Raw genomic sequence first — 23,031 nt, 5'->3', positions numbered from 1 at the left:
AATTCTGAATATCTCAGCTGTTGGCAATAAGAAACACCACATCCTTATCCACCAACTGCATAGCCAGACCAAACTGTTGCGCCAGCCATTGAAATGTTGCTTCGGAATAAAAACAAATATGAGTGGGATCGTTTTTGTAGTGCCAGGTGGCAAACGCCGATTTGTCCAAAACACGTTTGGTCATGATGGCTATCACCCCCTGCGGTTTGAGACTTTGTTGTAACTGCACAAACAAATCAGCGGGACTGGCGATATGCTCCAGCACCTCAGTCATAACAATAAAGTCATACTGGCGATGTAAAAGGCCGGGATTATGATGATAGAACAGGTCGTAGTTCGCCACGGTTAAGCCTTGCTCTAGCGCCATCAGGCTTAAAAAAGCGCCTTCACCACAACCAAAATCCAGGCCGGACAATTCCGCTAATGGCCGGCTTTTGCTCTGGTAATAATCTACAAGCGGTGCCAGTGTTCGGTTTAAAAAACGCCGATAGCCCTCATCCAGTTGCGTATTGTCGTGTTTGTCGTATTCGGCCTTTTCCAATGCCGGACTGAGAAAGAATTCAGGCAGAACAAATACCAGGTGGCAGTGCTGACAGTGCCAGTAATGACGGCGTTTATCCTGCCAGTAAAACTCCGTACTGACAGATCCACACAATGGACATGAATAGTGTGGCTTCATGTTGACCTGTTCGATGCGGTTCATGATTTGCGAAATTTTATTTATATCCTTACACAATTTGCCGATGAATCAACAGGCTTTTCCCTGTCAACCTTCGGCCTTGTTTGTTAGCATAGGTTCATCGAATCTTTGCTAAATTATCTGATGAAGTACATTTCTTTTAATATCAATGGCCTCAGAGCCAGACCCCATCAACTTGCCGCTTTGGTAGAAAAGCATCAACCGGACATTATCGGTTTACAGGAAATTAAAGTACACAATGATATGTTTCCGAAAGAGGAAGTGGAAGCCCTGGGTTATCACGTTTTCTATCACGGCCAGAAAAGTCATTATGGTGTCGCCATGATGTGCAAACAGCAACCGCTGGAAGTGCAATACGGATTCCCAACTGACGACGAAGACGCACAGCGTCGCATGATTATGGTAACGATTGAAGATGAACGCGGCGAAAAAGTCCGGGTGCTCAATGGTTATTTTCCCCAGGGGGAAAGTCAGGACCACGAAATCAAATACCCGGCGAAACGCAAGTTCTACGCCGACCTGATGAACTATTTGGGCAGTCACCACACTCCTGAAGAAAATATCATCGTAATGGGTGACATTAATATCTCCCCTACCGATCTGGATATCGGCATCGGCGAACCAAACCGTAAACGCTGGCTAAAAACCGGTAAATGCAGCTTTTTGCCGGAAGAAAGAGAGTGGTTGGGCCGCCTGATGGACTGGGGCTTCCATGACAGCTACCGAGAGCTGAATCCGGAAACAGACGACCAGTTCAGCTGGTTTGACTACCGCTCACGTGGATTTGACGATAACCGGGGTCTGCGTATTGATGTCATACTGGGCACCAAATCCATGCAGCCCAACCTGGTTGAGTCCGGAATTGATTATGAACTCAGAGGCATCGAAAAACCCTCTGATCACGCTCCCATCTGGACTACCTATAAATAACAAAGGCATTAGTGATAATGACCCTGATTCAAGTCATTGCCCTGGTCGCCTGGCTGGCACTGCTGGTATTTACCCTTAAAAATGTCAATATCAGCAGATTGATAAGTGAACGCAAAGTGCAGCATTTTGTTTTTGGCAGTGCTGCCTGCCTGTTTACCCTTTGGTGGTTCCGTACTGGCATATACGACGGATTAAACGTTCATTTTTTATGGCTGACCGCCTGCGTATTGCTGCTGGGGTTGCGTTGGGCGCTTATCAGCTCCTCGCTGGCCCTGTTGGGTTTGACGCTGGTTGGCCTGGAAAAATGGTCGATGCTCGGTGTGAACGGATTATTGTCTGTGGTCGCACCGCTCACCTTGAGTTACGCGATTTACTCACTGGCCTTCCATCGCTTGCCAAAGCACTTTTTTATCTATGTCTTCGTCTGTGGCTTTTTCGCCGGGCTTGCCAGTCTGGTGCTGAAAATGGGCTTACTGGGTGGCTATTACAGTTTGGCCGGCGTTCACAGTTGGGATATCGTTCAGGACAACTACCTTATTCTGATCCCCCTACTGTTATTTCCGGAAGGTTTACTCAACGGCATGACCATGACTCTGCTGATCATCTATAAACCTCATTGGGTCTATACCTTCCATGATAAGTTTTATATTGATGGCAAGTAGTTATACCGTACACACCTGATTTTTACCCTGCGATTTCGCCTGATAGAGAGCCTTATCCGCTCTTTCTAACAGGCTTTCCAGGTCATCACCTGGCTGCATTTCAGTCACCCCAAAACTGGCGGTGAAATGAGGAATATCACTGGCTTTGGCTGAATCCAGCATGCTGCGGATCTTTTCAGCGATTGCGACACTTTTTTGCAGGTCACAGGCTTGCAATAACAACACGAATTCTTCTCCGCCAAGTCGAAAAACCATATCGCTCTGGCGGATCAGGCTATGAATTTCGCAGACCAGCTGCTGTAACACCTTGTCACCAACATTGTGCCCTAATTCGTCGTTAATGTGTTTAAAGTTATCGATGTCTAACAGGATAATACTGGATTCCTGCTCCGGGTTCATTTTAGCCAACAATGCGGTCGCCGCCTGCTCCCATTTGTGGCGATTGTAGGCCCCGGTTAACTTGTCTGTTGTAGCCTGGCGGATCAACGCTTCCTCGATGCCCTCACGATGTACGACGGCTTCAGAATAACGACTCATCAGGCGATTAATATCTTTAGCCAGTTTGGCCAGCTCATCCCTGCCCTTGGGACTCAATTCTGATGTGGCAATAGTTCCTTTCTGACCAGAAATAGACTGGTGCAATCGGTCTATCTGATGATTAATATGGCGCATTCTCTGGCGGAAAGAGACAATAATTAACAGAGTCACATTGATGCCAATTAAAAAGGCACTAATACCCAGGCCACTATTTACGTAAAAAAACCGGGTTTCATGCTCTTCAGCCTGAGCACTAATATCAAGGGAAATCGCCTCCACTTCCCGCAAGACCTGAATGGCTTTGTCATCCAGTGATTGTGCCTGTTGTTCCAGTAGTGCCCATTGCTGATCTGACAGTGTTCCTGTTTGATTGAACAGCACCTGACTGGCATGAGTCTGAAAAGCTTCCCGGGCAGCTTCGAACTGATCAAACGCTGCCAGTATGGCCAGATGTGCAGATTTCTTTTTGACGATTTTGCCCTGCTCCAGCCCTGATTTGATCACCTGGGTAAGTTGCTGAATTTGTTGCTCTAACGCCGTCGAAAAGGCTTTGAACTTTTGTTGCATGGCCTGTTGCAGGGTGACGCTGCTGTTCCCCGCCAACTTCAACTCATAGTGCAGGCGTTCCATAAAAATGTGCTGTTCCAGCTGCAACACCTCGATTTCAGCAGCAATCTCAGAGATAGGTACATCAATGTGAGCCAATTCCCGGATTTCCTGACTAATTACCCGTAATTGCACAATCGAATACAACACCAACGCCAGGATAAAGGTCAGTAATACCGCAGAAAGCCCGCCTATTTTGCGGGTGATGGATTCGTCTAACCAGTGAAAAAGTCGAACAGCCATGTGGATTCTCTGAACAATAACCTTGTTATGATAACGGCCTTTTAGCAGTGCTGCCAATGTACCAGGCTGGCAAACTACAATTAGCAGCTTTTGACTGCACTTTGCTTCACATTTTCATCAAAAATCTACAAAACTCTGCCTGAAAAACAACAAAGCCGCTTCTTTGAGCGGCTTTGTGGGAACAATGCAATCTTTGAACTACAGGGTGCTCTTTGTGTTACAGGATCACATCCAGGACATTGGCAATATCGGATTTACCCTCGCGAATTTCATCTTTCGTTAAACCCGATAACTCGTGAGGAAATACCAACCACTCAGCAGTTTCATGCACATAATAATCAGGAGTGATATTGGTTTTGTTATTGCTTGGCTTGTACCAGGGGGTTGCTATTCTGATATCTTTAGGTGTATTGAGTCGCATCAACTTTTTAGTTTGCTCAATCAGCGCGGCAATACTGCGCCCCGAATCAAACACATCATCAACTATCAGTAAACCATCATCAGCATTGGCATTTTCTACCAGATATTGCAGACCATGCACTTTAATGGTTTTCGATTGCTGGTTAATGCCATAGTAAGATGAAGTTCTTACAGCAATGTGATCCGTGTGTACTTTTTTGTAGTCAAAAAACTCCTGTACAGCAATACCAACCGGTGTGCCACCGCGCCAGATACCTATGATAAATTGCGGCCTGAAACCGTCTTTATACACCTCTGCCGCCAGACGGAAGGAGTCTTCCAGCAACGATTGGGCAGTAATAAAATGCTTATTCATTATGCGATCCAAATATCGATATGATTGAATATATTCAAAATTAGTAGGGTAAGAGTAATGCCTAACACACGGAGTGTCGAGTTAATGGCAGACAAGCGAGTTAATTTTGCACAAAATTGGAGCAGTGCGCCCCAGGTCGGTTCTTACGCCCATCAAAACAACTGCCTGGTGAACACTTTATCCAGTTCCTCGAAGGCGGTTTTGAGTAGTTGTGCTAACTCTTTGTAGCGGGGACGAGCCTTAGCGGATTGCAATTCGCAACCTTGTTGACGCATTTTGGTGTGTATTTCCTGATACCAGCCTTTGATAGCAGGCGGCAACGATTGTTTTGAACGATGACCCAGCCACATCAAACCTTGCAACGGCAAGCTCATGAAAAAAGCGGCAATTGCAATGGCCTGAGGAGCGTACTCAGCACCATGAATATTGATCAGCGAAGCGGCCGCTATCACGGCGGCTGGCGGCATAACCTTAATGGCAAACTCAGTGGCAAGCACGACTTTGCCGTCGGGAAACAATGAAAATAGTTGCTTCTGTCTTGGCCAGACTTTCATGTATTCCTGACCATCTCGCAAAATGGTACCGAAACTATGTGCCATGAACACTACCTCTTGCCGGTTGATGATACTACGCGCCTGCGACATTAAATCGTTCAGGCGCCTTAACCAGAGCCTGTTTTTCTTTAATGCATATAAATAATAGAACGAATTTCGTGCGAAAAAGTTCAACAGGCTTCTCTAATATTACCTTTATATCGGAAAAGCTGCCAAAAATTATTAATCACAATAATTGATTGCTTGTAACGATTTTTATCAATTGCGGAATATCAGGGAAGATTTAAACTCCGTGGGTACAGATAAAGTTTTGAAATGAAAACTCACTCTTGATTTAACAAGTTTCAACCCAACATCGTCACAAATTAGTTGGGAACCAAACAAGCGAAAGTCAGGTCCTGACAGGCAACACATTTTGTGCTTCTGATGTTTTAAGAAGCACCCGGACAATACACAGGCCGGAATTAGAACCGACCGGGCAGTGAGATGAACTCAGGCCGCCAGCACCTCGCCGGCCATTTCAAGCTTACTCTGCCGGCACAGATTACAGTCACTTTGGAGATAACGATGTCAGAAGCCAGACATGTTAAATTATTGATTTTGGGTTCAGGCCCAGCAGGTTATACCGCCGCGGTTTATGCGGCCCGAGCCAACTTAAACCCGGTATTAATTACCGGTATTCAGCAAGGCGGACAATTAACCACCACCACAGAAGTTGAAAACTGGCCCGGCGATCCAGAAGGCCTGCAAGGTCCGGATCTGATGGTGAGAATGCAACAACATGCAGAAAAATTTGATACCGAAATCATTTTCGATCACATCAATGAAGCAGATCTGAAGCAACGCCCCTTTCGCTTAAAAGGCGATGTGGGTGAATACACCTGTGACGCATTAATTATTGCCACCGGCGCATCAGCAAAATACCTGGGCATGGAAAGCGAGCAAGCCTTCATGGGTAAAGGGGTTTCGGCCTGTGCTACCTGTGACGGTTTCTTCTACAAAAACCAAAAGGTGGCAGTGATCGGTGGCGGCAATACCGCCGTGGAAGAAGCGCTATATTTGTCTAACATCTGCTCCGAAGTGCACGTAATCCATCGCAGAGATACGTTCCGCGCAGAAAAGATCCTGACACAACGCTTACTGGACAAGGCAGAAAATGGCAATGTTACCCTACACCTGAACAAAACACTGGATGAAGTGTTAGGTAATGACATGGGTGTAACAGGTGTGCGTATCAAAGATACTCAGTCTGACACTACCGAAGATCTGGATGTTATGGGGCTATTCGTTGCTATTGGGCATCAGCCTAATACCAGCCTGTTTGAGGGTCAGTTAAACATGGAAAATGGCTACCTGAAAATCAACAGTGGTTTGAATGGAAACGCCACCCAAACCAGCATCGCAGGTGTTTTTGCCGCAGGTGATGTGTGTGACCATGTTTACCGTCAGGCGATTACCTCTGCGGGTACCGGATGTATGGCGGCACTTGATGCTGAAAAATATCTGGACGCCCTAAACGATTAATCTTTATCCTCCGCAGCGCCTGTGCAAACAGGCGCGCTTTTCTGTTCGTCCCCCTTCGATTAAATCTCACTTTTTCTGGAATTTTCTTACCTAAATAGTCTATTCTTAATGGAATAAAAGTTTCATTGGATGAGGCATTGCTATGATCACCTTAAACCCCGAGACACTGGACTCTCTGAGTGCATTTTTCCAGTATGGCGTCCCCGGCATTGCCGCCATCTGGTTGTTCCTGTGTTATTCAATTATCACCCGAACTCAAAACAAAATTCACGAGGCCAGGGTCTTAGCAGCAGACAAAAAAGCCAGTTATGTCAAAACCCAACTGTTTTTGGCTGGCGCATTTATCGTCATATCGACGCTATTGTTTATTCCCAGTGTGTTGTACGTTTACATGAGTCCGGCCAGTAAAATAGCGATTTCTGTCAGGCCTTATCACGCCGATGACACACCGGTATTTGTTAGCAATGTCAAAGCCGATCTCGACGACGATGGGCGGGGCTTCGTATTTTTAAAAAATAACGCGTTGGTCCAATTTGAAAATAAAACCGTCGTCAGGCAACAAAGTATCATTCAGCAGAAAAACTTTGAGATCAGTAGTCTGAAAAAAGACCTGGTGCTTGAAAAGGCTAAATTTAACTCACAATTTGGGGCATTTTGATCATGAAAATGGCTCTTATACTGCTAACCCTGAGTTGTCTGGCGACAGCGCAATCATCTGATGAAGCGTCAAACTCAACGAAATCATTTAATTATTATTTCCAGAATGCTAAACAGGCCTATAGCAATGATAACTTTGATGTCGCTACCGGTTTGATAGAGCAGTCGATTCAGGTAAGCGCTTCACCAACGCAAAGAATTGACGCCTTAAATGCGGCCGGTTGGATAGCATTCTCCAAAGGCGATTACGAACAATCCAGGATACGCTACGCTGAGGCCGAACAGGTTGAGAATGTGCCCCTTGAGTATCCCACCAAAGGTAAGCTGCAATACAATAAAGCAATTTTAGAATACGTTGCCGGAGATTTAGATAAAGCCAGGTTGATGTTTAATCAGGAAGGTATGGTTGAGTCCCCCACCAGCCAACTCTTTTTGCAATCTATCGCCAAGGATGAAATAAAACATGAAATCAATCAACACATACAACAAGGTGTGTTGTACCGATATGAAAAGAATTTCGCTAAGGCCATCGAAAGTTACGACAAGGCATTGGGCCTCGCTCCTCAGAATGTAGAAGCACTGGAATTTAAGGGCTATGCATTACTGAGATTAGGCCAACTTGAAGAAAGCCAGGCAACACTTGCCCAGGCATACAAAATAGATCCTTACAGGTACAACACGGTACTGAACGCCTTAAAAGTTGCCTGCCTGCGCAGTGATACAGATCACATTAAAAAGCTGGTGAGTGAAAACACCCTGATATTGCAAAATAACAAAGCAAACCTGCAGCATGACAAAGAGCTACAGCGAATGTGTGGAGAAAAATTCAGCACGATCGTGGCAGCGCTGTAAACTCATAAAATTTCATCGAATAACTGGGTCTACAATTCTTGAGGCCACAACGTTTGTGGCATAAAATCTAATTATTGATCACTGTAATTCGGCTCCGCTGTAGTAACCAGAGTACAAACTGAGAATGAGTATTCAGCTATTTCGATTGGATGATGCCGTCACATTTCCTCCCCCAGAGCTCGCCCTGGAAGAGCCCAATGGACTATTGGCTTTCGGTGGAGATTTGTCTGTTGAAAGACTGTTACAAGCCTATGAAAATGGCATTTTCCCCTGGTTTAGTGAAGGCGAACCATTGCTATGGTGGTCGCCAGATCCCAGAGGTATTCTGTATCTGGAGGATTTTCAGGTATCCCGCAGTTTTCGCAAATTTTTAAAAAAACATCCCTATAAAGTTACAAAAGATAGGGCCTTTGCTGACGTGATTGCCGCCTGTGCTGCAACGCCAAGAGACGACAAAGGCACCTGGATAACAGAAGACATGCAGCAAGCCTACGTCAGACTGCACAACGCCGGATTCGCCCACTCCATTGAAGTATGGGAAGGTGATGATCTCGTTGGTGGCTTGTACGGCATCGGTATTGGCAACGTGTTTTGTGGAGAATCCATGTTTCATCGTCGCAGCAACGCCTCAAAACTGGCGCTGTATCACCTGGTGCAATACATGAAGCATTTTGGCTGCCGCTTTATTGACTGCCAAATGCAAACCGAACACCTGAGTTCACTGGGTGCAGTATCGATTTCCAGGATTGATTTTTTAAAACAACTTAAGCAAGAGTTGGGCAGAGATTATCCCAAAGGATTATGGCGCAATGCGCTGGAACTCTCACCCTCAGAAACAGTCACGGTCACCTGATGAAATTTGGCATAACAGGCACCTTTGATTGCAGTTATTTGCCCGAAGAAAAGGAACGGTTGTTGGTGTTTGCCAGCTATCAGGACCCTGACCTGAAATCACAGTACGAAGTGATGCTGGCGCACGGTTTTCGACGCAGTGGCGAACAGATCTACCGCCCTAACTGCCCTGCCTGCGAAGCCTGTCAGTCGATACGCATCCCGGTCATAAAGTTCCAAGCCAGCCGCAGTCAAAAACGCGTGCTTGCCAGGAACCGACAGGTCAAGTCGCAGGTTAGCCGGCAACACAAAGAAGAGTACTACGCACTCTATGAGCGCTATATCAACACCCGGCATACCGATGGTTCGATGTATCCGGCAAATCCTGAGCAATATTATCAGTTTCTGTTCAGCAGTTGGTCACAGCCTATTTTTTTCGAATTCCGGGAAGAAGGCAAATTAGTAATGGTGGCGGTCACTGATGAGCTGGATGATGCATTATCAGCACTTTATACCTATTTCGACCCTGACCTGGCGCATCGTTCACTGGGTACTCTGGCGATACTGACTCAAATCCAAAAAGCCTATGAATGGCAAAAACGCTATGTTTACCTGGGTTATCAAATCGACGCGTGTCAAAAAATGAACTATAAATCCAAATTCTTGCCCCATGAGCGTCATTTCAAGGACGGATGGCAACTAATAACGAAATAATTTGCACTCAGCCCTTTACAGTCGAACACTATTTGGGCAAAATCCCCGCCGCATTTGCATTATAGTATTGATATCTGAGGTTAGATTTTTATAGATGGCGAAAGAAGATTGTATTGAAATGGAAGGTACCATCCTGGAAACCCTTCCAAACACTATGTTCCGAGTAGAACTCGAAAATGGTCACGTTGTGACTGCGCATATTTCTGGAAAAATGCGTAAGAACTATATCCGTATTTTGACAGGTGACAAAGTCACCGTAGAGATGACGCCTTATGATCTAAGCAAAGGCCGCATCATTTACCGCGCCAGATAATTTCCGTTCGCAAGAACATTTCCGCGCCAGAACGACCACGCGCAAGAAAAACCATTTGGTGACACCCCTCACGGGTAATAAAAAAGGTGCTAATGCACCTTTTTTAATGTTTGTTTGCCACGTGGCTTAATGTTCTGCCTTACTGTTTTTCTTCACGTTTTCATAAGTGAAGGACAGTTTATCGGCTTTCACACCAATTTTCGCGACACCGCCATCCACCAGTTCACCAAACAGCAGTTCATTGGCCAGTTGTTTTTTCACTTCTTCCTGCATGACACGGGCCATCGGTCTGGCGCCCATTGCTTTGTCGTAGCCTTTTTCGGCTAACCATTTACGCGCAGCATCGGTAACTTCCATAGACACGCCTTTGCCATCCAGTTGCGCCTGTAATTCCACGATGAACTTGTCCACCACCTGCAAAATAACGTCTTCGCTGAGATGGTTAAACCACACGGTAGCATCCAGTCGATTGCGAAATTCAGGAGAGAAAGTGCGATTGATCTCAGACATGGCATCGTGGCTGTGATCTTGCTGTTTAAATCCGATGGATTTGCGGGTAGTTTCCTGAACACCGGCGTTGGTGGTCATGACTAAGACCACATTACGGAAATCCACTTTGCGACCATTGTTATCAGTCAGTGTTCCGTGATCCATGACCTGCAACAGGATGTTATAGATATCGCTGTGGGCCTTTTCGATTTCATCCAGCAACACCACGGAATAAGGGTTTTTAATTACTGCATCGGTTAACAGGCCGCCTTGATCAAATCCCACATAGCCGGGCGGTGCACCAATCAAACGGCTGACCGCATGACGCTCCATATATTCAGACATATCAAAGCGCACCAACTCAACCCCCATGACATTACTCAGCTGTTGCGTTACCTCAGTTTTCCCGACACCGGTAGGTCCGGCAAATAAGAAACAACCTATGGGCTTTTTCTCATTACCCAGGCCACTGCGAGATAAGCGGATAGCGTCGGTCAGGGTATCAATGGCTTCATCCTGGCCAAACACCACCATTTTAAGGTTGCGCCCCAGGTTTTTCAGTACGTCTTTATCCGATGCGGACACCGACTTTTCCGGGATTCTCGCCATTTTAGCGATGATATGTTCGATATCAGGCACACCAATGGTTTTCTTACGACGCGAAGCAGGCAACAACCTTTGCCCTGCACCCGCTTCATCAATCACGTCTATCGCTTTATCTGGCAAGTGACGCTCATTAATGTATTTGGCCGACAACTCAGCAGCTGCCTGCAGAGCTTTGTTGGTATAGCGAATGCTATGGTGTTTTTCATAGCGGGATTTCAGTCCCATTAAAATTTTAGTGGTGTCGGATACGCTCGGTTCGGTGATATCAATTTTCTGGAATCGACGTGCCAGAGCGCGGTCCTTTTCAAAAATTCCCTGATATTCCTGATACGTTGTGGACCCAACACAGCGCAATTCACCACTGGATAGCTTAGGCTTTAACAGGTTTGAAGCGTCCATAACGCCGCCTGAGGCGGCTCCGGCGCCAATTATGGTATGTATCTCATCAATAAACAAAATCGCGTCAGGGTCCTGCTGAAGCTCTTTCAGAATACCCTTGAGACGTTTCTCAAAGTCACCACGGTATTTTGTCCCTGCCAGCAGGCCGCCCAAATCCAGTGAATAGATAGTGGCTGAGGCAATCACATCAGGCACATTTTCCTCGACAATACGAAATGCCAGACCTTCGGCAATGGCGGTTTTACCCACGCCAGCTTCGCCCACCAATAAGGGGTTGTTTTTTCTGCGACGGCACAACACCTGAATGGTGCGTTCCACTTCATCATCACGTCCAATGAGTGGGTCGATTTTACCCTCTTTCGCCAGCGCGTTAAGATTGCTGGAATATTTTGACAATAAAGACTGATTTTCTTCGCCTTCACTGCCCTCTTCCACCTCTTCGGCATCCGCCCCTGAACTGTCGTCTTCATTGCGACTGATGCCGTGCGAGATAAAGTTGACCACATCCAGACGGGTCACATCAGCTTTTTTCAGTATATAAACCGCCTGTGACTCCTGCTCACTAAAGATAGCCACCAGGACATTGGCACCGGTGACTTCTTCTTTGCCGGAAGACTGCACGTGAAATACCGCACGTTGCAATACCCGCTGGAATCCCAGCGTAGGTTGAGTTTCGCGATCGGCTCCTTCTTCATCAAGGATGAGCGGAGTGGTTTCTTTTACAAACTGGGTTAACTCTGCGCGAATGGCATCAATATCGGCACCACAGGCTTTTAGCGCCTCTTTTGCCGATGGGTTATCTAATAGCGCCAGTAACAGGTGTTCCACTGTCATAAATTCATGTTTATGCTCTCTGGCGAAAATAAACGCTTCATTCAGGGTTCTTTCTAAATCTTTGTTTAACATGCTTTCCCCTTTACAGACTATGCCTGTTCCATAGAACACAGCAGTGGATGCTGATGCTTGCGGGCATATTGATTCACCTGCATAACTTTCGTCTCGGCAACATCAGCGGTATAGATACCGCATACCGCTTTTCCGCGATAATGGACGGTTAACATAATTTGGTTGGCTTTTTCAGCGTCTAAGTTAAAAAACTGCATCAGAACTTCCACCACGAAGTCCATCGGCGTGTAATCATCATTGTTGAGCAGTACCTTAAACATGGAAGGCGGTTGCACTTTTTGTTTGACCGCTTCTAACTGCTTTTCCTGACCGGAATTTATAATGTCGAACTTACTCATAACTATAGAATAGACTCTAACAATCAAATAGGTTTAAACTTTGGTAAATTAAATTAATAAATTGTGAATTTGGGCTTGACACACTTAGGTCAAAAAATCTACAGTTTGTTACAAATAATAAGAAATCCCACATCACATAAGAGATAGTGGGGGCATTAAAAGTTCAGTTCAAGGAAAACTTAGGATCAGAAGTATGGCTGTTGGTAAAGTTAAATGGTTCAATAATGCAAAAGGCTTCGGTTTCATCGTACCAGATGGTGGCGGCGAAGATATTTTTGCACACTACTCCACTATTCAAATGGACGGTTATCGCACCCTGAAAGCCGGCCAGGAAGTTAATTTCGAAGTTGAGAATGGCCCTAAAGGCCTGCATGCTGAGAATATTACTTTCGAGCTAGAAGCCGAAAGATAAATCGCTTCAAAAACATGATTTAAAGAAGCGAATCCCGACATTCGCTTTTTTGCTTTGTGCCAGATGAAAACACAAACTGTTTAAATCACAAGTTCTGGTCACTTTCCTCTGTTCAAAGCAAGCGGCGCTTTTAACGTGTTTCAGCTTTATATTTTTTCACAAAAAAACCCGGCATCTGTAGCCGGGTTTTTGCTATTACTGGCGTACGCTTATTGATAAGCGGCCAGTGCTTTGTTCAGCGTTTCGCTGGGGCACATTGCTTTTGCAGTTTTTGCATCGTCCATCATGTAATAACCACCAATGTCAGTCTCTTTCGACTGAGTGGCATCGATTTCGGCAACGATTTGCGCTTCATTCTCAGCCAGCAATTTAGCCAGTGGAGCAAACTTACCTGCCAATTCGGCATCTTCAGTTTGTGCTGCCACTGCATCAGCCCAGTACATTGCCAGATAGAAGTGACTGCCACGGTTGTCCAGTTCACCGGCACGACGCAGAGGTGACTTACCGTTATTCAGTAAGGTCTCGGTAGCCGAATCCAGGGCATTTGCCAGGATTTGAGCTTTCTTGTTGTCGTTTTTAATCGCCAGATCTTCCAAAGAAACCGCGAGAGCCAGGAATTCACCTAAAGAATCCCAACGCAAGTGGCCTTCTTCAATGAACTGTTGAATATGCTTCGGTGCTGAACCACCTGCGCCGGTTTCGAACAAACCACCGCCCGCCATTAGCGGTACAATTGACAACATCTTGGCGCTGGTGCCCAGCTCCAGAATGGGGAACAGGTCAGTCAGGTAATCACGTAACACGTTACCTGTTACAGAAATGGTATCCAGACCGCGAATAGCCCGCTCCATGCTGTAACGAATCGCACGAACTGGGGAGCGAATGGTAATATCCAAACCGTCGGTATCGTGCTCTTTTAAATATTCAGTCACTTTGGTGATCAGTTGCGAGTCATGTGCACGCTCGTCATCTAACCAGAAAATAGCCGGTGTTTCAGACTGTCGGGCACGGTTTACCGCCAGTTTAACCCAGTCACGGATAGGGCCATCTTTAGTCTGACACATACGCCAGATGTCACCTTCTTCCACCTGATGTTCAATCAGAACATTATCGTCCTGGTCGATAATACGCATGGTACCATCGGCAAACATTTCGAAGGTTTTATCGTGGGAACCGTATTCTTCGGCTTTTTTAGCCATCAAGCCCACGTTGGGTACACTCCCCATTGTCGTTGGGTCAAAGGCGCCGTGAGTTTTACAGAAGTTAATGACTTCCTGGTAAATAGTAGCGTAAGTACTTTCCGGGATAACCGCCTTGGTATCAGCAGCCTGTCCATCCGGTCCCCACATTTGACCAGAGTTACGGATCATCGCTGGCATAGAGGCATCTACGATAACGTCGCTGGGTACGTGCAGGTTAGAAATACCTTTATCAGAGTTAACCATCGCCATCGGTGGACGGGTGCGATAGCAGGCATTGATATCAGCCTGAATTTCGGAACGTTGCGACTCAGGTAAAGTAGAAATCTTATCGTATACACTGCCTAAACCGTTGTTCGGGTTAACACCCAATTCTTCAAACAATTTACCGTGTTTCTCAAACAGGTCTTTGTAGAACACTTTAACGCAGTGACCAAATACGATGGGGTGAGATACCTTCATCATTGTGGCTTTTACGTGCAGCGAGAACAATACGCCAGTGGCACGAGCGTCTTCGATTTGCTCTTCGAAAAAGGCACATAACGCGTTTTTGCTCATGAACATGCCGTCGATCACTTCACCCGCTTCCAAATCAATGCGAGGCTTAAGCAAAGTTACTTCACCTTTAGTATCGGTGAACTCAATACGCACATGACCTTCTTTATCGATGGTGGTGGATTTTTCGCTGGAATAGAAATCGCCGCCACGCATATGGGCTACGTGTGAACGCGACGCCTGACTCCATGCGCCCATGGAATGCGGATGCTTGCGGGCATAATTTTTAACGGCTTTCGGAGCACGGCGGTCTGAATTACCTTCACGCAATACCGGGTTTACTGCTGAGCCCAATACTTTAGAGTAACGCGCTTTGATATCCGCTTCTTTGTCATCTTTTGGATCTTCCGGAAACTCTGGTACAGCATATCCCTTGGCATTCAATTCTTTGATAGCTGCGCGTAATTGCGGGATAGAAGCACTGATATTGGGTAATTTAATAATATTGGTATCTGGCTCCTGAGTCAGATCACCCAGTTCAGCCAGCGCATCCGGAACTCTTTGCTCGTCGGTCAGGAAATCAGGAAAGTTAGCCAGAATTCGACCCGCTAATGAAATGTCACTCAACTCCACATCAATATCTGCAGCACTTGCAAATGATTTGATAATCGGAAGCAAAGAATATGTCGCGAGTGCCGGAGCCTCGTCTGTTTTGGTATAGATAATCTTTGACTTAGATGCCATGTTAAACCTCGATACTGTTGGTAATCCAACCGATAATTAGTCGAACGCAATTCAGCTAACGCTTATGTAGCCGAATTGACAATGGTACGAAAAGGGAAAATCCAGAACATAAACAATAGATGAAAATTAAAACAAGACCAACTTCACCTCAGGTTTTATGCTCTGCCATTAAATACGTTGATCTTCGCTCATTGAAACACTCAAGATCAACACACTTAAAGTTCGCGAAAGATGATATACGGCTAAATTATGTAATTACAACCGCGTAAGCCGTATAATTATGCAGAAAACCACAAAAAAATTGAATTTTATGCCTTTTAAGAAAAAAGCGTATGGCAACCCAAAGTTTACCCCCCGGAAGGAAAAGCCGCTCCACACCAGGGTTATTCTGTTCAACAAACCGTTTGATGTGTTATCGCAATTTACTGACGCCGAAAAACGTCAAACCCTAAAGGACTTTATCGATATTCCCGATGTATATGCGGCAGGCCGGTTAGACCGTGACAGTGAAGGGCTACTGGTTCTTACCAACGACGGGAAATTACAAAACAAGCTCGCTTCGCCAAAACACAAAACCTCAAAAACCTATTGGGCGCAGGTTGAAGGCATTCCCGAAGAAACCTCTATTCAGGCCTTGTGTGACGGTGTAGAGCTAAAAGATGGTTTAACCGCACCGGCAAAAGTAAAAATAATCCAGGAGCCGCAAATTTGGCCTCGCAATCCCCCGATTCGCGAGCGCAAGTCCATTCCCACCACCTGGCTTAGTATCACCATCACGGAAGGCCGCAACCGCCAGGTGCGTCGCATGACAGCCCACATAGGTCACCCCACCCTGCGCCTGATCCGGTATCGCGTCGGCAACTGGACCATTGATGGCATTGCCAATGGTGAATATCAGGAAGTTTCTCAGCGTCCAGGGTCAGCATAGCGGAAATTTAGCTGAACATTGTTTGCAGATCGTTGTCGAAGCCTCTCTGGCAATAATAAGGTGAAACTATGAATGAAAAGCAAAAAATGATTTCAGGAGAAATGTACTCCCCGGGCGATCCCGAACTGGTTGAACTTCGTCGGCAGTGCAGACTGAAGCTGGAAAAATTGAATAGCACCAGCCAAACCTTACCCGATGAAAGAGCAGAAATTATCAAATCGTTGTTTGGTCGTACCGGACAGCAAATATATATAGAATCAGACTTCAAATGTGATTACGGGATGAACATTCATGTGGGCGAAAACTTTTATGCCAATTTTGGCTGTGTCTTGCTGGATGTCGCTCCGATAACCTTTGGTGACAATTGTATGCTCGCGCCTCAGGTTGGTATTTATACGGCTTCTCATCCCTTGACCCCAAATGCCCGCAATAGCGGCAAAGAGTTCGCGAGTCCCATTTCCTTTGGCGATAATTGTTGGGTTGGCGGGATGGCTGTTGTCAACCCAGGAGTTAAAATCGGTGATAATGTTGTGATTGCATCCGGTGCAGTTGTTACTAAAAGTTTCCCCGATAACGTTGTTGTTGCAGGGAATCCAGCGAGAATCATCAAAGAAATTGATCCCTTGTTGTAACCGCACAAAGCTATGCTGAGTCGGCGCAATTCCGAAATATCTGCATCTGGCCAGCAGCAAAATCACTGCAATGCATTCGGTACGGTTCTTCAGTGTCTGCCTTAAAGTTGCCAAAAAGCACTAACTTTTCTTCTGTTTTAGATGGAATTGGAATGAATATCCCACTTTAATTTGTTAAAATCGCGCCCCATTTTAAGCAGCCCGAAACAAACAAGGTACGACAGCAATTTCTATGAGTAATTTCTATGTCAGTTTTTGATCCCACGGCAATTACACAGTACGGCGAAGAAATCATACCGGAGCAGACCAAAGTCATCGTTGGTATGTCGGGTGGTGTGGATTCTTCCGTTTCCGCCTATCTGTTGAAAGAGCAAGGCTTCCAGGTGGAAGGCTTGTTTATGAAAAACTGGGAAGAAGACGACAATGACGAATACTGTGCTGCCGCTGAAGATTTGCAAGATGCCCAGCAGGTAGCTGACAAACTCGGCATTGAATTGCATACCATCAATTTTGCGGCTGAGTATTGGGACAATGTATTCGAGTATTTTCTGGCAGAATACAAAGCCGGCCGCACACCAAATCCCGATATTATGTGCAACAAAGAAATCAAGTTTAAAGCATTTCTGGAGTTCGCCGCAGAGGAATTAGGTGCCAATTACATCGCTACCGGCCATTATGTGCAAAGACGTAAAGATGGCGATAAGTGGCAAATGTTGCGTGGCCTGGACGACAATAAAGATCAAAGTTACTTTCTGTACACATTAGGAAGTGAGCACGTTGCGCAAACTCTGTTCCCCATCGGGCACATGGAAAAGTCTCTGGTGCGGGATATTGCTAAAGAACAAGGGTTAATTACTCACGATAAAAAGGACAGTACCGGTATCTGCTTTATTGGCGAGCGCAAATTTAAAGATTTCCTCGGTAAATTTTTACCGGCACAACCTGGCAAGATTGAAACCGCGGAAGGTGAAGAAATCGGCCAGCACGACGGCCTGATGTACCACACCCTTGGACAACGCAAAGGCCTGTTCATCGGTGGCACTAAAAATCACGGTGATGAACCCTGGTATGTCGTTGATAAAGACGTTGAGAACAATGTGCTGATCGTGGGCCAGGGCGCTAATCATCCTCGACTGTTTTCCAATGGCCTGGTGGCAAAACAACTGCATTGGGTAGCCCGAGAAAACCCGGTTACCGCCGGCAGTACTTTGCGCTGCACAGTCAAAACCCGATACCGTCAGCAGGATATCGATTGCCAGTTGAGTATTGATGAACAAGGTCAGTGTCAGGTGCTGTTTGATAAACCACAAAAAGCGGTAACACCCGGCCAGTCCGCTGTATTTTATGCCGATGAAGTTTGCCTTGGCGGCGGAATTATTGAGAGTTATATACGTTAATGAATCGATTTGATGAAATCCAACTGCCGCTGGCTGGTGTTTGCCAGGCCGCAATTCTGGTGCAGTCAATTGCCCGCAGCAAGCCTTACTCTGAAGATGCTTATCAAACCACTATCAGCTCCATTGTGGCTACCGATCCTGACGCTACCGTGGACGTTTATGGCGCACTTAAAAACCTGAAACTGGGATTTGAAGTACTGATTGCACAACTGGGTGATAAAGCCACTAAAGATCAGGAAATCACCCGCTACGTCGCCAGCCTGCTTACGTTAGAGCGAAAAATAACGCAAAGTGACGGCAAACTGGCGGCCATTGGTCAACGGATTGAAAATATCAAACGCCAGACCAGTATGATGTCCTTATTTGAAAACCAGATGATTGCGAATCTGGCCAGTATTTACAAAGATAATGTGAGTCCGCTACCGCATAAAATCCAGGTAGCTGGCGATCCGGCCTCTCTGAAACAACAATCCATCCAGGACAAAGTACGCGCCCTGTTATTAGGTGGTATTCGCTCAGCGGTTCTGTGGCGGCAATTGGGTGGCAAACGCCGAAACATTATTTTCCAACGCGGTAAAATTTTGCAATCTGCAGAGAACACTTTAAAGACTATTAATCAAACTTTCTAAAACGGGGACTCCTGAATGGAACTGTCTGCTTTAACTGCCATTTCACCAGTTGATGGTCGATATGGTAACAAAACCACTGAATTACGCTCAATTTTCAGCGAATACGGCCTATTAAAATACCGTGTTGAAGTAGAGGTTCGCTGGCTGCAAGCCCTTTCGAATCAGCCTGAAATTACAGAAGTGCCTCAGTTTGATGATGCGGCAAACGCCCTGTTAGATAAAATTGTTGCTGAGTTTAATGAAGCAGATGCTCAGCGCATTAAAGATATTGAACGCACCACCAACCATGATGTCAAAGCGGTTGAATACTTTTTGAAAGAAAAGGTACAGGAAAATGCAGCGTTAAATGCCGTTAATGAATTTATTCACTTTGCCTGTACGTCAGAGGACATCAACAACTTGTCCCACGCGTTGATGCTACGCGCCGCCCGTGATGAAGTCATTTTGCCATGGTGCAACAAGTTGGTTGACGCCATTGATGCGCTGGCAGGCGAATATCTGAATGTGCCTATGATGGCTCGAACTCACGGGCAACCCGCCTCTCCTACCACTATGGGCAAAGAGATGGCAAACGTCAAAGCGCGTCTGGCACGTCAGGTAAAACAAATCCAGGCGGTTGAGCTGTTAGGTAAAATCAACGGTGCAGTGGGTAACTACAATGCCCACTTGTCCGCTTATCCCGATGTTGACTGGCATGGATTTTCTGAAAAGTTTGTAACCAGCTTAGGTATTACCTGGAACCCCTATACTACGCAGATAGAGCCGCACGATTATATCGCTGAGTTGTTTGATGCCATTGCCCGATTTAACACCATCATTCTGGATTTCGATCGCGACGTATGGGGTTACATCGCGCTGGGTCACTTTAAACAAAAAACCATTGCTGGCGAAATTGGTTCTTCCACTATGCCACATAAGGTTAACCCGATTGATTTTGAAAACTCAGAGGGCAACCTTGGACTGGCTAACGCCGTTTTCGGCCACCTGGCCACTAAACTGCCTGTTAGCCGTTGGCAACGGGATTTAACGGATTCAACCGTTTTGCGTAATCTGGGTGTCGGTGTTGGTTATGCATTGATTGCCTACCAGGCCACCCTGAAAGGCATCAGTAAGTTGCAGGTAAATGAACAAAGCCTGTTAGACGAACTGAACAACAACTGGGAGCTTCTGGCTGAGCCAATCCAGACAGTAATGCGCCGTTACGGTATTGAAAAACCCTACGAAAAGCTGAAAGAGTTGACCCGAGGCAAAAAGGTAAACCAACAAATTATCGCTGAATTCATCGATAACCTGGCATTACCGGAAGAAGCCAAAGTGGCGTTAAAGGCCATGACACCGGCCAACTACATTGGCATGGCGAAACAACTCACCGAGCAGCGTTAACCCGTTTTATCGCCTGTTAATCAGTGCCAGTCTCACGGCTGGCACTGAATGTCCCAAATTTAACACTCTTTTCAGGCCACATCACATAAGCTAACTACACTGACTTTACCCTGTAGTTGAATAATGTGAATACCCCAAAATTAGACACAATTCTGTTGGCCGGTGCTAACCCACAGCAGCCAGAGCAATATCAATCCATCCGATTCTCCAATGTACTCAGTCTGGTGGCTTGCGGTGTAATCCTGTTGCAGTTACCTGTTCAGCTTTTACTGTGGTCGGCACACAGTCCAATACAAATCCTGTTAATTTTAAGTCACGCATTTTTAATGACCGGCGTTCCGTTACTCAACAGAGTGAGCCGATATTGTGCCGCCCGGCTGTGCCTGATTTTGCTGTTTTCCAGTTACATTGGGCTGTCGTCGTTTAATTATGACTTTTTAACCCCTATCCATTACTTTTTCCTGATTGCCCTGTTCGCAATCCCCTTTCTCCACTTTGACTTAACTACCAAAGAAGTGGTGTATATGATGCTATGGTTTCTGCTGGCCTATTTGTTTTGGGAAACTGCCCTTGTGGTTAATCCGTTAAATTTGGATAGCGATCTGGCGACGGCAATTTTAAGTAAAAGCGATAAGCTCAGTTTTGGTATCAGCTGCTTTTTAACCGGTTATTTTATTTACGTGTCATTGAAGTCCAGTTGGAAAACGATCCGCAAAGAGCAGTTTAAAACCAATATGCTGCTGCTCAACATTCTCCCCAAAGAAGTCGCTAAGCGCCTCAACCAGGAGGAAAAACCCATTGCCGATCACTTTGACAATGTCACCATTTTATTTGCTGATATTGAAGGATTTTCCAACCTGGCCAAACGCTATTCACCAGGTGAACTGGTGTCATTACTCAATCAGTTGTTTTGTCGATTCGACCGCTTAGTCGCCAAATTCGGCTTAGAAAAAATTAAAACCATTGGCGATCAATATATGGCCGTAGCCGGTTTGCCGGTTTACCAGGAGAAACACGCCATCAATACCTGCAAATGTGCTATCCGCATGCAGGAGGAATTTATTCTCTGGGCCAGAGAAAATAAGCTAAGCAATACGCTGCGCATAGGTATCAACAGCGGCCCTGTTGTGGCCGGCGTTATTGGTATGCATAAATTCAGCTACGACTTATGGGGTGAAGCAGTAAATTTGGCTTCTCGTATGGAAAGCCAGGGCTATGCCGGAAAAATACAGGTCAGTGAGGCCACTTATGACCTGGTCAAAGGACAGTTTATGTTTGATTACCAGGATACTATTGAAGTTAAAGGTATGGGCCCGCAAAATGTCTACTGGATTAACGAACCCTATTCGGTTTAATGACAACACTCAAAATTAACAGCGCTGAGTTTTTAGCGCACTATTGGCAAAAGAAACCGCTGGTCATCAGGCAGGGCTTTCCGAACTTTACTGATTTCACCGACGAGCACGAGTTGGCCGGACTGGCCATGGAAGAAGAGATTGATAGCCGTATTATTTCCTTTGCAGACAATAGCTGGGAAGTAAGCTGCGGTCCCTTTGACGAGTTTGCGACAGTTTGCCAGGGGCAATGGACGCTATTGGTGCAGGGACTGGAAAACTATCTGCCAGAAGCTCAGGCAATGATGGACGAGTTTGATTTTATTCCCGGCTGGCGCAAGGATGATGTAATGATGAGCTATTCAGTAGCCGGTGCCGGTGTTGGCCCTCACCTTGATCAATACGACGTATTTATTGTGCAGGGTAAAGGCTCCAGACGTTGGCAGGTGGGTCTACCCGACGACTCTGAGGAAATCACTCCTCACCCTAAACTACGGCAGATTTCGCAGTTTACGCCCATCATTGACGAGATTTTGTATCCGGGAGATATCGTTTACATTCCGCCCGGACACCCGCACAACGGTGTCGCACAGGAAGAATGCCTGAACTATTCCATTGGTTTCAGGGCAGCCAACCAGATAGAACTGCTCAACAGTTTTTGTGATCACCTGCTGGACAACAACTGGCAAGGTAAACGCTACACAGACCCTCAGTTGGCTGTACGAGCATTATCATGCGAGTTGCGTACTAACGAAACCGAGGCCTTCAGAAACCTGCTGAAACAGGCCATTGACTCACCTGAGTTTGAAAACTGGTTGGGCACTCACCTGACTGATGCCCCGAAGTTTATTACCGAGCCCCCTGATGAAGATTATACCCCTGAACAGGTTCACCAGCTTTTAGCCAACCAGGTTTCTTTTATCAAAAGTCCGGGGGTCCGTCATTTGCACTATCAGGTGATTGACTCAGACAAGCGGTTATCCACATTCATTAATGGGGATTATTATGCCTGGCCTGTAGATGATCAAAAACAGGTATTTTTATTACTCAATTCAACAGTTTGGCTGCCTGACAAGAAAATAAATTTCAATTTTAGTTCACAATTTATTCACAACTTGTCTACAATGTTAAATAAGGGCTTATGGATAATACAATCTGATTAAATAGTACAATTTTGAATACTCATACTTATGCATTCATATTGATTTTTTATTCAGAAATGTTACAACTATGGCTCTCGGA

At 45.8% G+C, this 23,031-nt stretch carries 23 protein-coding genes; 16 read left to right on the top strand and 7 right to left on the bottom strand.

The genetic code is table 11. From position 1 onward, the window contains the following. Positions 1 to 13: 13 nt before the first annotated feature. Complete coding sequence (locus AC0J20_RS02165) at positions 14 to 703, bottom strand: methyltransferase domain-containing protein (protein ID WP_473020433.1); 690 nt, start codon at positions 701 to 703, stop codon at positions 14 to 16. Between the two features lie 120 nt (positions 704 to 823). On the opposite strand from AC0J20_RS02165, the gene xthA reads away from it, so the two are divergent. Together xthA and AC0J20_RS02155 are read left to right on the top strand one after the other, a co-directional pair. Further along, positions 824 to 1,630 (top strand): exodeoxyribonuclease III, encoded by an 807-nt coding sequence (gene xthA, locus AC0J20_RS02160; protein ID WP_473020432.1) that lies wholly within the window; start codon positions 824 to 826, stop codon positions 1,628 to 1,630. 17 nt (positions 1,631 to 1,647) lie between these two features. Further along, positions 1,648 to 2,292, top strand: coding sequence for an energy-coupling factor ABC transporter permease (locus tag AC0J20_RS02155; protein WP_229527780.1), 645 nt, complete (start codon positions 1,648 to 1,650; stop codon positions 2,290 to 2,292). Here the strand turns inward: AC0J20_RS02155 and AC0J20_RS02150 are convergent, their stop codons facing one another. From AC0J20_RS02150 to yfbV, 3 genes are all read right to left on the bottom strand, one after another. Continuing rightward, positions 2,293 to 3,678 (bottom strand): GGDEF domain-containing protein, encoded by a 1,386-nt coding sequence (locus AC0J20_RS02150; RefSeq protein ID WP_473020431.1) that lies wholly within the window; start codon positions 3,676 to 3,678, stop codon positions 2,293 to 2,295. A gap of 217 nt (positions 3,679 to 3,895) precedes the next feature. Continuing rightward, positions 3,896 to 4,453 (bottom strand): phosphoribosyltransferase, encoded by a 558-nt coding sequence (locus AC0J20_RS02145; protein ID WP_229527782.1) that lies wholly within the window; start codon positions 4,451 to 4,453, stop codon positions 3,896 to 3,898. 152 nt (positions 4,454 to 4,605) lie between these two features. Next, the gene (yfbV, locus tag AC0J20_RS02140; protein WP_229527783.1) at positions 4,606 to 5,052 is read right to left on the bottom strand and encodes a terminus macrodomain insulation protein YfbV; all 447 of its coding nucleotides are present in this window, start codon (positions 5,050 to 5,052) and stop codon (positions 4,606 to 4,608) included. A gap of 522 nt (positions 5,053 to 5,574) precedes the next feature. On the opposite strand from yfbV, the gene trxB reads away from it, so the two are divergent. The 6 genes from trxB (at position 5,575) to infA (ending at position 9,898) form a co-directional block, all read left to right on the top strand. Beyond that, entirely contained in the window at positions 5,575 to 6,531 is a 957-nt protein-coding gene (trxB, locus tag AC0J20_RS02135; protein WP_229527784.1) for a thioredoxin-disulfide reductase, read from the top strand. Positions 6,532 to 6,673: 142 nt separating this feature from the next. Beyond that, positions 6,674 to 7,189: a hypothetical protein gene (locus AC0J20_RS02130; RefSeq protein ID WP_229527785.1), complete on the top strand. Its 516-nt coding sequence runs from the start codon at positions 6,674 to 6,676 to the stop codon at positions 7,187 to 7,189. Between the two features lie 2 nt (positions 7,190 to 7,191). Further along, the gene (locus tag AC0J20_RS02125) at positions 7,192 to 8,040 is read left to right on the top strand and encodes a tetratricopeptide repeat protein (protein ID WP_473020430.1); all 849 of its coding nucleotides are present in this window, start codon (positions 7,192 to 7,194) and stop codon (positions 8,038 to 8,040) included. Positions 8,041 to 8,164: 124 nt separating this feature from the next. Continuing rightward, positions 8,165 to 8,893, top strand: coding sequence for a leucyl/phenylalanyl-tRNA--protein transferase (gene aat, locus AC0J20_RS02120; protein WP_473020429.1), 729 nt, complete (start codon positions 8,165 to 8,167; stop codon positions 8,891 to 8,893). Then, positions 8,893 to 9,585: an arginyltransferase gene (locus AC0J20_RS02115; RefSeq protein ID WP_473020428.1), complete on the top strand. Its 693-nt coding sequence runs from the start codon at positions 8,893 to 8,895 to the stop codon at positions 9,583 to 9,585. Before aat ends, AC0J20_RS02115 begins: the two co-directional genes overlap by 1 nt. A gap of 94 nt (positions 9,586 to 9,679) precedes the next feature. After that, a complete protein-coding gene (infA, locus tag AC0J20_RS02110) occupies positions 9,680 to 9,898 on the top strand; it encodes a translation initiation factor IF-1 (protein WP_229527789.1) in 219 nt (72 codons plus the stop codon). Positions 9,899 to 10,024: 126 nt separating this feature from the next. Here infA and clpA read toward each other — a convergent pair whose 3' ends face one another. After that, positions 10,025 to 12,298, bottom strand: coding sequence for an ATP-dependent Clp protease ATP-binding subunit ClpA (gene clpA / locus AC0J20_RS02105; RefSeq protein WP_229527790.1), 2,274 nt, complete (start codon positions 12,296 to 12,298; stop codon positions 10,025 to 10,027). A gap of 17 nt (positions 12,299 to 12,315) precedes the next feature. Further along, on the bottom strand, positions 12,316 to 12,636 hold the full coding sequence (gene clpS / locus AC0J20_RS02100; protein ID WP_229527791.1) for an ATP-dependent Clp protease adapter ClpS: 321 nt from the start codon (positions 12,634 to 12,636) through the stop codon (positions 12,316 to 12,318). A gap of 193 nt (positions 12,637 to 12,829) precedes the next feature. On the opposite strand from clpS, the gene cspD reads away from it, so the two are divergent. Then, positions 12,830 to 13,048: a cold shock domain-containing protein CspD gene (cspD, locus tag AC0J20_RS02095; protein ID WP_229527792.1), complete on the top strand. Its 219-nt coding sequence runs from the start codon at positions 12,830 to 12,832 to the stop codon at positions 13,046 to 13,048. 209 nt (positions 13,049 to 13,257) lie between these two features. Here the strand turns inward: cspD and AC0J20_RS02090 are convergent, their stop codons facing one another. Beyond that, positions 13,258 to 15,486, bottom strand: coding sequence for an NADP-dependent isocitrate dehydrogenase (locus tag AC0J20_RS02090; protein ID WP_473020427.1), 2,229 nt, complete (start codon positions 15,484 to 15,486; stop codon positions 13,258 to 13,260). Positions 15,487 to 15,766: 280 nt separating this feature from the next. Between AC0J20_RS02090 and AC0J20_RS02085 the strand changes: the two genes are divergently transcribed. The 7 genes from AC0J20_RS02085 (at position 15,767) to AC0J20_RS02055 (ending at position 22,952) form a co-directional block, all read left to right on the top strand. Beyond that, the gene (locus tag AC0J20_RS02085) at positions 15,767 to 16,414 is read left to right on the top strand and encodes a pseudouridine synthase (RefSeq protein ID WP_473020426.1); all 648 of its coding nucleotides are present in this window, start codon (positions 15,767 to 15,769) and stop codon (positions 16,412 to 16,414) included. Between the two features lie 68 nt (positions 16,415 to 16,482). After that, complete coding sequence (locus AC0J20_RS02080; protein ID WP_229527795.1) at positions 16,483 to 17,046, top strand: sugar O-acetyltransferase; 564 nt, start codon at positions 16,483 to 16,485, stop codon at positions 17,044 to 17,046. A gap of 245 nt (positions 17,047 to 17,291) precedes the next feature. After that, a complete protein-coding gene (mnmA, locus tag AC0J20_RS02075) occupies positions 17,292 to 18,443 on the top strand; it encodes a tRNA 2-thiouridine(34) synthase MnmA (RefSeq protein ID WP_473020425.1) in 1,152 nt (383 codons plus the stop codon). Next, positions 18,443 to 19,072, top strand: a complete 630-nt coding sequence (gene hflD, locus AC0J20_RS02070) for a high frequency lysogenization protein HflD (protein WP_229527796.1) — start codon at positions 18,443 to 18,445, stop codon at positions 19,070 to 19,072. The genes mnmA and hflD overlap by 1 nt, the downstream gene beginning before the upstream one ends. Positions 19,073 to 19,087: 15 nt before the next feature. After that, entirely contained in the window at positions 19,088 to 20,455 is a 1,368-nt protein-coding gene (purB, locus tag AC0J20_RS02065) for an adenylosuccinate lyase (protein WP_473020424.1), read from the top strand. A 125-nt stretch (positions 20,456 to 20,580) separates the two neighbouring features. Continuing rightward, positions 20,581 to 21,810, top strand: a complete 1,230-nt coding sequence (locus AC0J20_RS02060; protein ID WP_473020423.1) for an adenylate/guanylate cyclase domain-containing protein — start codon at positions 20,581 to 20,583, stop codon at positions 21,808 to 21,810. Beyond that, positions 21,810 to 22,952 carry a cupin domain-containing protein gene (locus AC0J20_RS02055; RefSeq protein ID WP_473020422.1) on the top strand — a complete coding sequence of 381 codons (1,143 nt, stop codon included), beginning with the start codon at positions 21,810 to 21,812 and terminating at the stop codon, positions 22,950 to 22,952. Before AC0J20_RS02060 ends, AC0J20_RS02055 begins: the two co-directional genes overlap by 1 nt. Positions 22,953 to 23,031: the final 79 nt, after the last annotated feature.

This window comes from Planctobacterium sp. R6, assembly GCF_055755215.1.
The sequence above is the reverse complement of the archived record's forward strand: the minus strand, read 5'-3'. Positions and strand labels throughout refer to the sequence as shown.

Excerpts from the sequence above, each read along its gene's own strand:
- AC0J20_RS02155 (WP_229527780.1), top strand. The coding sequence starts at position 1,648 with ATGACCCTGATTCAAGTCATTGCCCTGGTCGCCTGGCTGGCACTGCTG.
- AC0J20_RS02125 (WP_473020430.1), top strand. The coding sequence starts at position 7,192 with ATGAAAATGGCTCTTATACTGCTAACCCTGAGTTGTCTGGCGACAGCG.
- infA (WP_229527789.1), top strand. The coding sequence starts at position 9,680 with ATGGCGAAAGAAGATTGTATTGAAATGGAAGGTACCATCCTGGAAACC.
- clpA (WP_229527790.1), bottom strand. The coding sequence starts at position 12,298 with ATGTTAAACAAAGATTTAGAAAGAACCCTGAATGAAGCGTTTATTTTC.
- xthA (WP_473020432.1), top strand. The coding sequence starts at position 824 with ATGAAGTACATTTCTTTTAATATCAATGGCCTCAGAGCCAGACCCCAT.
- mnmA (WP_473020425.1), top strand. The coding sequence starts at position 17,292 with ATGTCAGTTTTTGATCCCACGGCAATTACACAGTACGGCGAAGAAATC.
- AC0J20_RS02150 (WP_473020431.1), bottom strand. The coding sequence starts at position 3,678 with ATGGCTGTTCGACTTTTTCACTGGTTAGACGAATCCATCACCCGCAAA.
- cspD (WP_229527792.1), top strand. The coding sequence starts at position 12,830 with ATGGCTGTTGGTAAAGTTAAATGGTTCAATAATGCAAAAGGCTTCGGT.
- AC0J20_RS02145 (WP_229527782.1), bottom strand. The coding sequence starts at position 4,453 with ATGAATAAGCATTTTATTACTGCCCAATCGTTGCTGGAAGACTCCTTC.
- AC0J20_RS02130 (WP_229527785.1), top strand. The coding sequence starts at position 6,674 with ATGATCACCTTAAACCCCGAGACACTGGACTCTCTGAGTGCATTTTTC.
- aat (WP_473020429.1), top strand. The coding sequence starts at position 8,165 with ATGAGTATTCAGCTATTTCGATTGGATGATGCCGTCACATTTCCTCCC.
- AC0J20_RS02115 (WP_473020428.1), top strand. The coding sequence starts at position 8,893 with ATGAAATTTGGCATAACAGGCACCTTTGATTGCAGTTATTTGCCCGAA.
- clpS (WP_229527791.1), bottom strand. The coding sequence starts at position 12,636 with ATGAGTAAGTTCGACATTATAAATTCCGGTCAGGAAAAGCAGTTAGAA.
- purB (WP_473020424.1), top strand. The coding sequence starts at position 19,088 with ATGGAACTGTCTGCTTTAACTGCCATTTCACCAGTTGATGGTCGATAT.
- AC0J20_RS02090 (WP_473020427.1), bottom strand. The coding sequence starts at position 15,486 with ATGGCATCTAAGTCAAAGATTATCTATACCAAAACAGACGAGGCTCCG.
- AC0J20_RS02085 (WP_473020426.1), top strand. The coding sequence starts at position 15,767 with ATGCAGAAAACCACAAAAAAATTGAATTTTATGCCTTTTAAGAAAAAA.
- trxB (WP_229527784.1), top strand. The coding sequence starts at position 5,575 with ATGTCAGAAGCCAGACATGTTAAATTATTGATTTTGGGTTCAGGCCCA.
- AC0J20_RS02080 (WP_229527795.1), top strand. The coding sequence starts at position 16,483 with ATGAATGAAAAGCAAAAAATGATTTCAGGAGAAATGTACTCCCCGGGC.
- AC0J20_RS02165 (WP_473020433.1), bottom strand. The coding sequence starts at position 703 with ATGAACCGCATCGAACAGGTCAACATGAAGCCACACTATTCATGTCCA.
- hflD (WP_229527796.1), top strand. The coding sequence starts at position 18,443 with ATGAATCGATTTGATGAAATCCAACTGCCGCTGGCTGGTGTTTGCCAG.
- AC0J20_RS02055 (WP_473020422.1), top strand. The coding sequence starts at position 21,810 with ATGACAACACTCAAAATTAACAGCGCTGAGTTTTTAGCGCACTATTGG.
- yfbV (WP_229527783.1), bottom strand. The coding sequence starts at position 5,052 with ATGGCACATAGTTTCGGTACCATTTTGCGAGATGGTCAGGAATACATG.